Source organism: Siccibacter turicensis LMG 23730, assembly GCF_000463155.2.
Taxonomy (GTDB): Bacteria; Pseudomonadota; Gammaproteobacteria; order Enterobacterales; family Enterobacteriaceae; genus Siccibacter; species Siccibacter turicensis.
In genome coordinates this window covers 200,614-212,807 of record NZ_AWFZ01000048.1, presented here as the reverse complement: position 1 = coordinate 212,807, position 12,194 = coordinate 200,614, and the positions used below count along the sequence as shown (strand labels likewise).

General features: G+C 48.3%; 12 protein-coding genes and 3 pseudogenes. 8 read left to right on the top strand and 7 right to left on the bottom strand.

Going from position 1 to position 12,194, the window contains the following annotated elements:
* Positions 1-236 precede the first annotated feature (236 nt).
* Positions 237-1,332: pseudogene (locus DW58_RS20335) on the top strand (tyrosine-type recombinase/integrase).
* A gap of 36 nt (positions 1,333-1,368) precedes the next feature.
* On the opposite strand, the gene DW58_RS15760 reads toward DW58_RS20335, so the two are convergent.
* Together DW58_RS15760 and DW58_RS20705 are read right to left on the bottom strand one after the other, a co-directional pair.
* Positions 1,369-3,642 (bottom strand): hypothetical protein, encoded by a 2,274-nt coding sequence (locus tag DW58_RS15760; protein ID WP_024550554.1) that lies wholly within the window; start codon positions 3,640-3,642, stop codon positions 1,369-1,371.
* 394 nt (positions 3,643-4,036) lie between these two features.
* Positions 4,037-4,223, bottom strand: a pseudogene (locus DW58_RS20705) (phage polarity suppression protein); the annotation flags it as partial.
* Between the two features lie 426 nt (positions 4,224-4,649).
* Between DW58_RS20705 and DW58_RS15755 the strand changes: the two are divergent.
* Together DW58_RS15755 and DW58_RS15750 are read left to right on the top strand one after the other, a co-directional pair.
* The gene (locus tag DW58_RS15755; protein WP_024550553.1) at positions 4,650-5,576 is read left to right on the top strand and encodes a DUF3289 family protein; all 927 of its coding nucleotides are present in this window, start codon (positions 4,650-4,652) and stop codon (positions 5,574-5,576) included.
* Positions 5,569-5,961: a DUF943 family protein gene (locus tag DW58_RS15750; RefSeq protein WP_024550552.1), complete on the top strand. Its 393-nt coding sequence runs from the start codon at positions 5,569-5,571 to the stop codon at positions 5,959-5,961. Before DW58_RS15755 ends, DW58_RS15750 begins: the two co-directional genes overlap by 8 nt.
* 90 nt (positions 5,962-6,051) lie before the next feature.
* On the opposite strand, the gene DW58_RS15745 is transcribed toward DW58_RS15750, so the two are convergent.
* Positions 6,052-6,300 carry a helix-turn-helix domain-containing protein gene (locus DW58_RS15745; RefSeq protein ID WP_024550551.1) on the bottom strand — a complete coding sequence of 83 codons (249 nt, stop codon included), beginning with the start codon at positions 6,298-6,300 and terminating at the stop codon, positions 6,052-6,054.
* A gap of 107 nt (positions 6,301-6,407) precedes the next feature.
* On the opposite strand from DW58_RS15745, the gene DW58_RS15740 reads away from it, so the two are divergent.
* Positions 6,408-6,677: a helix-turn-helix domain-containing protein gene (locus DW58_RS15740; protein WP_024550550.1), complete on the top strand. Its 270-nt coding sequence runs from the start codon at positions 6,408-6,410 to the stop codon at positions 6,675-6,677.
* Positions 6,678-6,829: 152 nt separating this feature from the next.
* Here DW58_RS15740 and DW58_RS21445 read toward each other — a convergent pair.
* A pseudogene (locus DW58_RS21445) lies at positions 6,830-6,976 on the bottom strand (oxidoreductase); the annotation flags it as partial.
* Positions 6,977-7,531: 555 nt separating this feature from the next.
* On the opposite strand from DW58_RS21445, the gene DW58_RS21550 reads away from it, so the two are divergent.
* The 3 genes from DW58_RS21550 to DW58_RS15730 all read left to right on the top strand — a co-directional run bounded on the left by DW58_RS21550 (position 7,532) and on the right by DW58_RS15730 (position 8,568).
* On the top strand, positions 7,532-7,615 hold the full coding sequence (locus DW58_RS21550) for a DUF3289 family protein (protein ID WP_071789306.1): 84 nt from the start codon (positions 7,532-7,534) through the stop codon (positions 7,613-7,615).
* Positions 7,615-8,070: a DUF943 family protein gene (locus tag DW58_RS15735; RefSeq protein WP_051195593.1), complete on the top strand. Its 456-nt coding sequence runs from the start codon at positions 7,615-7,617 to the stop codon at positions 8,068-8,070. The genes DW58_RS21550 and DW58_RS15735 overlap by 1 nt, the downstream gene beginning before the upstream one ends.
* 96 nt (positions 8,071-8,166) lie before the next feature.
* Positions 8,167-8,568: a DUF943 family protein gene (locus tag DW58_RS15730; protein WP_024550548.1), complete on the top strand. Its 402-nt coding sequence runs from the start codon at positions 8,167-8,169 to the stop codon at positions 8,566-8,568.
* Positions 8,569-8,682: 114 nt separating this feature from the next.
* Here the strand turns inward: DW58_RS15730 and DW58_RS15725 are convergent, their stop codons facing one another.
* Positions 8,683-9,573, bottom strand: coding sequence for an oxidoreductase (locus tag DW58_RS15725; RefSeq protein WP_024550547.1), 891 nt, complete (start codon positions 9,571-9,573; stop codon positions 8,683-8,685).
* Between the two features lie 200 nt (positions 9,574-9,773).
* Positions 9,774-10,781, bottom strand: coding sequence for a saccharopine dehydrogenase (locus tag DW58_RS15720; protein WP_024550546.1), 1,008 nt, complete (start codon positions 10,779-10,781; stop codon positions 9,774-9,776).
* Between the two features lie 119 nt (positions 10,782-10,900).
* Between DW58_RS15720 and DW58_RS15715 the strand changes: the two genes are divergently transcribed.
* On the top strand, positions 10,901-11,506 hold the full coding sequence (locus DW58_RS15715) for a TetR/AcrR family transcriptional regulator (protein WP_024550545.1): 606 nt from the start codon (positions 10,901-10,903) through the stop codon (positions 11,504-11,506).
* Positions 11,507-11,662: 156 nt separating this feature from the next.
* Here the strand turns inward: DW58_RS15715 and DW58_RS15710 are convergent, their stop codons facing one another.
* Positions 11,663-12,121: a DUF943 family protein gene (locus DW58_RS15710; protein ID WP_024550544.1), complete on the bottom strand. Its 459-nt coding sequence runs from the start codon at positions 12,119-12,121 to the stop codon at positions 11,663-11,665.
* Positions 12,122-12,194: the final 73 nt, after the last annotated feature.

Below are 12,194 nucleotides of genomic sequence, written 5' to 3'. Positions count from 1 at the left end.
CTTGGTTGATGGTCACCAGAGCCAGTCAACGAAGTCCTGAAAGCCCGCACGGCGCAAGCCTGGCGGGCTTTTTTGTACCTGTAGTTTGGGGGAGGCCGGTTGAATCCAGTGATTATTGTTATACGGTAGGATGCCCATCAAAAAACCTGTATTAGTTCATGTTGGAGCGCCCATAGTGGCCCGGATAACACGCCTCCTAGCCCCCTTACCACCACCGAATTCTGCGCGCTTAAGCGTTGGAGAATGATCTTATGCTCCATGATGGCGCAGGGCTTTTCCTGATAGTGAAACCAGTGGGGAAAAAACTCTGGCGTTTTCGCTATCATCATCCGGCAATAAGGCAGTCGGTGACTTCCCTGCTCTTGCGCTTGCTGATGCCCCAGGGTAAGAGCGGATTATGCTACCTTGCTAGCTGATGACATCGACCCACAAGTTCAGGCCGAAGTTAATGAAGATCAGCAACAGATGTCCTTAGACAGTATTTTTCGACAGTTGCAGTAGACTTGGTTCCAGTTCAAAAGCAAAAACGTTACCCCTGATGACACAAAAGACATTTGCTGCTTATTAGAGAAAGATAAGTTACCTCCGTTCGATGAGATCTCCGTTCAACACATCAAAGCCCATTCACTGTCTAAAGCGCTTGAGCTTATTAAAGCTCACGGGGCGAATGAGACTGAAGGTCGACTGGTGCAGCGCATCAACGAGATAATGATTTATGCGGTTAACACCGGCTTGATTGATGCCAACCCGGCGTTAGGTATTGGAATAGCTTTTGACAAACCCAAAAAGCAAAATATGCCGAAGCTGATGCATTCTTTAGTTATGTCAAATCTCTCTGTTCCGACTCGCTGTCTAGTCGAATGGCAACTCCTGACCCTTGTGCGCTATTCTGGGGCCTCCGGTGCTCGGTGGGCAGAGATTAATCTCGATTCAAGGCTCTGGACAATTCCGGTAGATCGGATGAAAGCTAAGTGTGAACACATTTTTCCTCTTTCACCTTAGGCTTTAGAGGTATTGGAGGTAATGAAGCCTATCAGTGCTTATCGGGAGCATGTTTTTCCCAGCAGGAATGAATCTAAACAACCAATGAATAGCCAGACAGCTAATGCGGCTTTGAAGCGTATCGGTTATGGTGGCAGATTGGTAGCACATGGCTTCGTTCAATTGCTAGTACTGCGATGAATGAATAGTGATTCAAAGCAGATGTAATTGAGGCAGCGCTAGCTCATTCAGATAAAAATGAAGTAAGAAATCATATAATCGCTCAACATACTTAAATAATAGAATACAATAGAATTGATGGATTGGTGGGGAAAGAAAGTTAAAATTTAGAGATTGGGACAATAGTCCCAATCTCATCTTATATCATCAAAAAACCAGAGAGGGATCACCATACAAAGCCAATTTGTTATAAGCAACATTATGGTCATCTAAGTTTTTGCCAACAACTAAGCAAAACTTTTTCCCCTGAATATCTATTGACTCATGCGCACATGCTTCAGAAAAGGATCGTGCATCTTTTTGGTTTTTATCGCAGTAAGCAAAATAACAAAATCCATAGTGGTCAAAAATTCCTGATGTATAGATAACTGAATTTACGTGCCCAGAAACCCTCCATTTTTTCCTCACGTTTCTTTTCATTTCATTAATCATTCCACTAATTATCGCCTGCTCATTCGGATGAATGTTACTTAATAATAGAGATAGTTCTAGCCATCGGTAGCTTTTTCTAACCTCAAGTTGATCAATAATATCCATGAAAATTTTTCTTACCTTTGGCTTTGGTTTGTCAATCCTTACTCCATTTTCCAAAGAAATATAATAGTCATCTATTTTCTGTGACATGGTGGTCAATATTAAATTAGTTTTTCCATCTGATTTTTCCAGACAAAAAAGAGTTTCCAAGTAAGTTCCAAGTAGATCTAACTCATCACCAAAGTAATTATATTCGCTCTCAATACGTTGCCGTGAACAAAGATAATGCAATACAAATGAAGGCTTATCCAGCACATCAATAATAGTTTCAAAATCGGCCAGACACATTGATGGACATGACTCCACTTCTTCAGCAAACCATCCACTATTTTTAATAGTTTGCATATTTGATTGCATGGCACCAAAAGTTTCGAGAGAGATAGAAACACGAACTACCTTTTTAATTTTCCTTAACCCCTCACCTAATTTTTTTGTCAGATCATCTTCGATCCCTAAGTTCTCATTCAAATAAAAAAGCCTATCTCTTAGCCGCTGAGACTGTATACATGGACTTACAATCAATTCATTTATATGTTTTTTTAAACGTTCTGGCGCTCCACGTAATGCTGGTTTAGATATCTTACCTGACTTGGCTTCAAAGATAATAGCGAACGAATCTATCAAAGTTAGCACATCCGTTTCGTATTGTTGTCCATCCAAAGACCATTTTAAATTATTATAGATTACTGCATCAGTAAATTTTGACTTAATAACTTCGTTTATTTTCCCTTCTAAATAGGTGCCTTTTCTATCAGACAATGCACCTTCTGAAAAAGAAGACACCAACTCATCAAATATAGGAATAATAAAACTAAAAAAAACTTGAGGTATGAAGCAATAGTATTCATCTTGTGTTTTTTTGATTAGCGGCTTATACCATACCGGGTTGTCAAGAGTTAAATACTCTCTGTTAAAACCAGCCAACTGCCCTCGTTCAAATGAAAATTGCGCATGGATATTATTTACTTCATCAAAAGCAATATTTGCACCGGAAGACACTTCTAAACCATTAAAAACAAATAATGAATCGTCATAACACATGTATTTTATAAGTAACGAATGAATCAAGGTTTCTTTGTTTGCATCATAAATACTTGCTCCGGAAATATCCATGAACTCACTTTCATCGATTTCATTCAATATATTATCGCGAAGACAATCAATCTCTAACTCATAATAAAACCGCAACCTTGATATTCTTTCATTTATTCTCTCCTCTATGGAGCATGTTAGATAATCAAAATACTTAATCACACTCTCCACACTAAAACCAAAATGTTCTCTAAGCTCATTATTAAAATAGCTATAAAGCTCTAAAGAAATTTTCTTAACTTGAGTGTAGTACCCCCAATTCCTAACTGCAGTAGTTTGACCCTGCATTAAAGCACGCATTAGAAAAGCACTTTTTTCTTCATCACTTCTGGACCTCAATCCGCTATCAAAACGTGTCAGCGTATTTGCTGAAAAAATATAATCCAAATTGCTTTTAATTTTATCATAAACTTCTTTCTTCACTATTGATTTGGAGTCAAGCTGTTCTTGTGGGAGTGTTAAAAACATAGCTTGAATATATTCGATGTAGTACTGAGGGATTTCAATTTCACTATCCTTTATAGATACACCCCTTTCCTCATCAATAACAGCGAGGGAAGTTGTCACGAAACTCGACAATAAACTCACAGGATTAACACCTTTAATTAACTCAACGAGTTCTTTTTTTAAAAGTGGCAATTTTTCCTTTGCAGATAAAGAAGTAGAGTCAACTATATGTTTTATTTGCTCTTCATTCATATCTCTAAAAGGGTTTACAATTTCCGCAAAATCACCTGTAGTACTAATTTGAAAAGGCTTTTGACTATTCAATCTCTTACTGTATTTACCACTCATCTCGTCACTCCTGCTCATAAAATTTAGTAACTTAGCTGCATACACCTTCATCTTCATCTTCACTTATGAAAACATGAATGAAACGCTTATATTGTAGCAACCACAATTCATACTGTATGTTACATAGTCCGGCATTTATAAAGCCATTGCCTTTCCTCAAAATGACTCACTGACATCACCAACTTAGAATAATCAACTTTAATTCTGGTGCGCGATACTTTCCCCGCCTCGCCTCTCCGCTTAACGGGGCGCTTTTAATGCAGGTCCATTAGCGGCATCAGGGCTTGCCAGCGCTGGCACTGGCGGGGGGTTTAGCGTCAGTAAACCATGCACCGTATGCATGCATAGCTTTTTGCGGGAAAAAGGCGGGATTTTCGGGAGAGGATTAACGGTTCTAATGCGCTGCCAGTTCTGCGCGCCGGTGAGTGTAATTCAGGTCCTGAGCGGGTGTGAATTTTTCACGATTATCATTGCGCGAAGCCTTGCCAGGCCTGACTCCAACTGCCGTTAAACTGTCACTACCCCGCGCCGAAGCACTATTTTTTAGCGGCTGTAAGCCAAACGCCTCGCGCTTGGTACAGGCAACGCCTTGGTTACGCTCAACGCCAACGAGAGTTTGCACACTAAAAAGAGGTGAGGATCACATCTTTCCCCCACCACTCCGCTCTTACTCACCTATCTTTTTTACTCTATATCCCTTTCCATAACATGACTGGAAAATTTTCCCGTTAGAAATAACCGCTTCTTATCTTAAAGCTCATTCTTTCGGTCTCATCTTCTCTTAGTAATAAGCATTACATATCGTCATAATAGAACCTTTGCATCCCAGCCCCAATAAAATATGTATACCACGTTATTTATACATTCAGATTCAGACGTGTAGCAAACCCACTGCAAATGATTAAAAATGCCTACCGAAAATCACTTGATAACTACAGGCATTCGTAATAACGCATGCCGAATATATTTTCATCAATAAGGGTTGTTAGTTATTACAAGGACACGTTATGGAGCGTAATAAGTTTATCCGCTACGGAAAGTCTTTAGGATTATGGAGAGATTCATGGCTTTACTCTACGCCAGAACCGCAAACAAATTTCCGGGATGACCCTATTTATATTAATTCAACAAGTGAACCCGTAACCGAGATAATCCCTGATGATGATTCACCACTGATTTTGCCGGTGTCTGTCTTCGAGACGGTGAAGCTAATGGATGATTTCAATGCTCCCGATATGCGCCACGGGGATCTCTCCAAAGCGACTCTGATCGATATATATGGCCTCAAGGACGTGTCCGCTCGCTGTAACGCTTACGACATGTCTCGCCTTAAGCAGAATGCGACCATTATGTTTGACGAGTTACGCAGTCTGTCGGATGACTTTTCATTTTACGGTCCGTACAAACATCTGATGCGTAGAATGATCGATCATATGCAGGCCAACACTGGCGCTACTTTCACCGACGACCTTTTCAATCAGGCAATGGCTAACCACCCCTTTATGTATGGTTCAAAGAGCCCTGTTACGTATCTTCAAGGCGCGCTAAAAGATAGTATCGACTGGAACAAAAAAAATTTTCCAGAGCGTAATGAAAAGAATCTATGGCAAGCTATTAGTCGTTCCACTTTACCAAAGTTCGATCACTGGTCCGACAAAATCAACGGACTAGGCATTAGCATTCATGACACCTGGGCTACGCATATTATGCTACAGGAACTCACTATCAAGGGAGACACCTTTAATGCGAAGGTTCATTTCCGGGTACAGGACCATTTTGGTCTTGATGCCGTTGACATAAGCGACGCCATTTTCAAAGAGATACGTATGTTCCGAATTTGGTTTGTTCTTCAGCGCTGGCAACATTTCGGGTATCGTCCTTTTATTACAGAACTCAATTTCACAAAAAATATTACAGGTACGCGCTATGGCTAAATGTCTCTGGGTTGTGTTAACGGCCCTCGTGATTTATGCCTTATGGTTATTTCAACCCGTCAAAATAATGGCAGTGCATAAAGAATATGGTGCGGCCACGGTGCTGGTCGAAAACTTCCCCCTCTGGCCATGGTGGCAGGAAGCATGGTTTAACTCACATCAAGCCGATTTAGAGAAGCGCTATGGCATCCCGGTTAGTAGACGCGACGGTTCATGGAGTATTTTCTTTATGGGCTGGCAAGGCGGCTATCGCAAAGACAGCGTTACCGATGAGGATTCAGATTTACTCTGCTTTGATGATATGAATACTGACGTGAACTGCATTCTTAAAGAACCGCTGCTTTGGGTGAGCAGAAATGCGTATGGGGAAGTTAACTATCGGTAAGCCAGGTGACTAAATTGGCGCTCGATTGAAAGTAGGAGCAGTGCCACACTTCTGGCGGCTGCTTATGTGCCCACCCGCCAGAAGTTTATGTCACCGAATCGATGTGACATCTTTCCCTAACTTCTCAATTATCCCTGCTGCGTCGATACCTAACATACGTGCCATGTGCACAAACTCAACAACGTCCAGTCGTCGTTCACCGTTTTCAATTTTCGCGATGAAAGATTGTGGCCTGGCTAAGGCATCAGCAAGTGCTGCTTGAGTAATTCCCCTTGCCTTTCTGGCTGATTTTAACTCTTTGATAACAAGCTGATACTCTTCTGAGTAGATGGAAGCCATATTCCAATTCCATAAAATATCCCAGAATCGAATATCAATGCGTTGCCTTTTTATCCCAAATTGGGATAATCACTCTTGTTACAACACGTGGTGAAAAGGAGAACACTATGATCCAACAAGACTGGCATCCCGCCGATATCATTGCCGCGCTGAAAAAACGTGGCACCAGCCTGGCGGCGCTGTCACGGGCGTCGGGGTTGGCGTCTTCTACGCTCAATAATGCGTTGAGCCGTTCGTGGCCTAAGGGTGAAAAGCTGATTGCCGAGGCGCTGAACGTACCGCCGCAGCTGATCTGGCCGAGTCGTTATTACGATGAGCAGGGCCAGTTTGTTGATCGTCAGCGGATGATAAGAAAACAGCCCGTCGTATGGCGTTGAGCCTAGCGGCGGTTATCAATGCCGTCAGGCCAGAACTACGAAGTCTGACGGCGTGAGTGCCTGGCAATCAGGTGTTCGTTCACAAGGCTTCACAGCCCTCAGCCAGCTCTGCGGTTAACAGCGCACAACCATAATCCCGGCCGAGGTCACCATCACCCCGGCCCTTCGCTGGCGGTGGCGAGCAGCGGTACCAGCACGTCGCTGATGGGCGTTAGAATTCCCTGCGCGCGGCCCTAACGCTCTATTACGCCGTTGCGGGTACCTCTCTGAAGCGTTTGGCTCGACTGCCGATCAACGAGTGATACAGGACGCCAACTGGATGGTCTGCTCGACGTCCTTTTGTAGCACGCGCACCATGGTGTTTTCTTCGTATAGTATCGTAATGGCAATAAGCCTGGTTTATATCGCATCGGGCGATTTCCAAAGGCGCTCAAGCAACGTATTCAGCAGACGAGACAGCTCATGGAACATATCGTTGATGACTGGTTAAGGCGGCTGTCGTCAGCACAGTCTCACCGATTAGAACTCATATTTATCTTGCTTTGATGCTGTGAAAACTATTGCAGCCTGCATCCGCAAAACGCCGCGGCAAAGGTAGAACCGAAATACCCAAGTCCTTATTAATTACCCAAAAGATGTATATCATTAAGTGATTCACTGGGGTTATGAATAAGCGTTTAATCGTGGACACCCATTATTAATACTCGTGATATTTCACAGTATTATCTGGTATAAACACCAATCTATTAGCAACATCTAATTTAAGTTATCATCTCGAGCAAAGCTCTTAATCTACTCTAGCTCTTCTCACCTGAGGCAACTCCGACGATATAATTGAGTTCAGTTGATTTGTTCTGCAACATTACAATAAATTTGCTTTCAAACCTTTCATGGCCAATATATCAACAACGATTGAAATTGCAGGGAGTCATCAGTGATGGTTAAGCCCATACTCTGTCGCCATGTATTGATAATACTTACTGCTATCGGAGTGTTATATACCCTCTTCATCTCCCTTCGCCCTGTTGAGGTGGTTGCGGTTTATCATGACAATAACTACATTGACGTGATAGTTAAACATTTCCCTTCAGACGACATGGATAAAATGACATGGTGGTTAGATCATAAAAAAACATTATCCAGTAAAGGAGCTATTCCTTTATCACCTTCTTTACATCACTACTCCATTACTTTCTGGGATTATGGACAGGGTTTTAAACCAAAAGATGATGATGCGCTTTGCTTTGCAGAAATAAAGTCGAGTGTAAACTGCATCGAGAAGAAGGCGCTTTTGATTGTCAGCAATGACAACGCCGGGAATGTTTATTTTACGGTAGATAATGCCCGTTATCGTCTGGACAATAGCAATATCATAAAAATCGAAGACTGGTAGATACCCGGATTAAGCATCTTACCAGTTCATCTCTTCAGCGCACGTAGAAATTAAGCGTTTTCTTTACCAGCGATAAGTAACTCACAAGGGATTACAGTGAACATTCTGACCAGACTGACATGGATCGTATGCGCCGCCTTACTGGCGTTCGTGGTCTGGCTGTTGCAACCTGTCAAAATTATGGACGTTCATAAACAAGACGGCATCACCACGGTACTGGTCGAAAACTTTCCCATCTGGCGCTGGTGGCAGAAAGCCTGGTTTACAACGCATCAGGCCGAATTAGAAAAACGCTATGGCATCCCGGTTAAAGAGCAGGATGGTTCATGGAGTATTTTCTTTATGGGCTGGCAAGACGGCTATCGCGAAGACAGCCGTACCGATGAGGATTCAGATTTACTCTGCTTTGATGATATGAATACTGACGTGAACTGCATACGTAAGGAACCACTGCTCTGGGTAAGCTATACGCCGCAAAAGAAGCTTCATTTCTGGTAATTAGCAGCACGGCACCATGACGTTTTCGTCGGTGCCTGCTTTGCTGCTCCTTTCTTGTTTATCCCCGTTCAGCATTAAATGATGCGGGAATACCTTACCTTCCCGCTCGCACCATCAACCCGGCCCTTCGCTGGCGGCGGCGAGCAGCGGTACCAGCACGTCGCTGATAGGTGTTGGGATCCCCTGCGCGCGGCCATAACGCTGTATGACGCCGTTGCGGATATCCCACTCAAGCGGGCGGTTCGCCTGCCGATCGGCGAGGATAGAGGTCCCCAAATCTGGCGGCGCGGCGTGAAAGCCGTCCACTATCTCCTGCACCACGTCATCACTCAACACCGCGCCGTGTGCCCGGGCAACGGCCAGACATTCTCGCAGATAGGCCAGCGCCAGCGTCGTGACGTCTTCCCGGGCGAACATCCCGGCGCGGCGATTCGCCAGCACCATTAGCCCGGCGACCGCATTCTGCAACAGCTTGCGCCATGCAACGGAGGTGAAATCCGGCGACAGCTCAACCGCGCAGCGCGTGCCGCTGAGCGCGTCGACGATGCGTGTGGCCTGTGGCGTATCCGGCAGCGTCAGGCGCGGTTTAGCGCGCAGCCATACCGAGGCGTCTGGCTCGCGCTGGGCCGGAAACCACACCACCGATGGCACCACCGCCGCGCCGTTGACATAGGGTGCCAGCTGGGCGGTCTGCTCAACGCCGTTTTGCAGCGCGCACACGACGGTGTTTTTATCGCACAGCGCCGCCAGCCAGTCAGCGCTGTCGGCAACCTGGGTGGTTTTCACGGCGATAAACACCAGATCGACGGGATGCGTGACGCCCGACGGGTCGCTCAGTACCGGGCCGGGCACCACAATCTCTCCGTCATCGTGACGCAGGATCAGCTGAGGGTGCGCGGTGCGCCCGCACAGGCGCGGTGTGCGGCCCACCTCATGCAGCGCGGCAGCCACGGTAGTGCCGATGGCGCCCGGGCCGATAAGCGCGATAGAAAGAGGGTCTGACATAGAGTGTCCTCCTGATGAGCTTACCCGCGATCGCCCTCCTCATGGGAGGCCAGCGTCTTCTCAGCGCGGCAGCGGGATAACGGATGGGATGCTTTGCAGCGAGCCTCACCTAATTAACGCATCCTGCATCAGAAAGCGAGCGGACGGGGCACAGAATGGGAGGAATAGCAGGCCCGCCAGCAGCGAGCCTGCCCAGGGGATTACAGTACCGCTAACGACAGGAGCTGCCCGCCGGTTTTCATCATGCGCGCCTTCCAGGTGTCGAAGTCAATCAGCTGATACGGGAAGTAAAGTCCCGGACGCTGGGCCGGTCGCCCGTCAAGGCCGAGCACGCGTTCGGTCAGCAGGGTTACGCCCGTAGCAGTAAGCGGTCGCTGTCCCTGGGGATGCACCACTGCCTGACGCAGGCGCAGCGGCTCTCTATCCAGCCCCTCCCCCTGCATGTCGATAATAATTTCCGTGGACATCCCCTCCCCGCGGCGGCGGGACGAGGTTATGCCGGTCGCGAGGTTGAACGCGATGTTCGGCGCTCCGGTGGCGTTCGCCAGCCCCATGATGTCGAACGGCGAGAAGGCGGTGGCCTCGACCGGCGTGCCGTCTACCGCGTGAAACCCTGCGCTGGCGTTTTCTCCGGCGCGCCAGTAGAACGCGCCGTCGCGGCGGGTGAGCGCGGCGGGCATGATTTCGCCGAGGCGCTTGAAGTCGTGCTCGGTGGCCGGGCCGGCGGCCTCCTGCTCATCCAGCAGCGCGCCGACGTTGATGGCATCAACGCGTCGGAACCGCTCGGCCAGTTTCACCGCGGGAATGGTCGCCGAGCCCACCAGCCAGTCGGCACCCAGCACCACCGCGCTGGCCTCAGGGCGATGCAGCCACGCCGCCATGTCCGGACCGATCTCCGCCGCGCCGGAGGAGATACTGACGTGGGGCACGCCGCGTGCCTGGGCGAACCGCACGCTTGCCAGGGTTTCATCCTTCACCAGCACAACCACGCCGCTGACCTGCCGATTGCCAAGGCCCAGGTCGTCGGTGGTCAGGTCGATCGCCACGCCTTCGGCATGCGCAATGCTGGCGGCTACCTCCTTCGCCTTTGCCTGGTTACGGCCACCGATAAGCAGCGGAAGCGTGGGATGTTCAGCGCGAAGATAGCGGGCAGCATACTGGCCTACGACGCCGGAGCCGCCGATCAAAAGCAGGGGTGCGTGTGTCATTGCGATACCTCTCACGGTTAGTTAAGATGACCTACACTTAGTAAGCTACACAAAGTAACTTACCATCAGTAGCTACTGTAGTTACTAATGGTAGGTTATGCAACAGGGAGCGCACGATCGTGAAAAACACACCGCAACATGAGGCCCCCTCATCGGGGCGTCTGACCCGCGCCGAGCGCCGGGAGCAGATGCTGGATATCGCTCTGACGATCATTCGCGAAGAGGGCGCTGACCGCTTGACGCTGGGCTATCTGGCGGCGCAGGCCGGCGTCTCCAAGCCCATTGCCTATGAACATTTTGGAACCCGGGCCGGGCTGCTTATCGCCATGTACCGGGCGCTCGATCAGCGTCAGTCTGCGGTGCTGCGTGACGCACTGAACAAAACCCCTCCTGGCCTGCGCGGGGCGGCGGATGTGCTTGCCGGGGCCTGGATGCACTGTTCTGCAGACGGCAGCGGGGAGTGGCATGCCATCGGCGCGGCGCTGGTCGGCAGTGAGGAGATGATCGGCGTACATAAGGAGCTTATCGGCGAGTACGTCAGGCTGTTCGCCGCGACGCTTGCCCCGTACAGCACGCTTGCGGAAGAGGAACTTCATCGCCGCTGCGTGGGGCTGATCGGCGCCGGGGAGGCGCTGTCGGTGTTGATGCTTGACGGCCAGTGCAGCGAGCAGGATGCGGCCCAGACGTTTTCGGCACTGATCCAGAGCGGGGTCGGGGCGGGCTAAATGACGCCCTGTGCGCTGCGCTTATTCCGCGGGACTCAGGCTTCATTCATTAGCCGGATAAGCGTAGCGCGGGTTAAAACCAGGATTATCGCCCGCTATTTTTTCTTCATGCGAGCCGGGCAGCGGCGAGAATGAGAAATATGCCGTGCCGCAGGGCTAGTTATCATCAGCCATGCGAATGAATTCCCCCGTCGCGTCCTGCACCCAGCGGCTGTCGCCCGCCTCAACATAAATTTTTTTGGTATTTCTGGCGCGCGAGATAGTCATTACCCCGTTTTTATCGATGCAGTTGCGCGGTTCAGGCATATCCTCAAAGCAGAGCCGGTCTTTACGGCCCTCCTCTTTATACCCGTCGGCAACATCCCAGACGCTGATATAAAAAACGCCGTCGCTGTCTTCCTGAGGAATACCATAGTGCGATTTCAGGTAGGTCTGATTTTCCTGCCACCACGCCAGCGCCCCGCGAGCGGTAAAGGGCGGGTTTTTCAGTAAAATACGTGCCGCATGCCCTTCAAGATGAACCGCTTTAATTTCGGGCGTGCTCAGGTTAATCCCGATCGTCAGACTCAGGGCAATGAAAATAAGAATGCCTGCACACGCGGCGCGCTGTTTCATTAGGTAAATCCTTATGGCCTGCTAACGTACCTGGAAAGTAAAATGCTGCTTGTGAATAGCGCCGTCCGGGAGC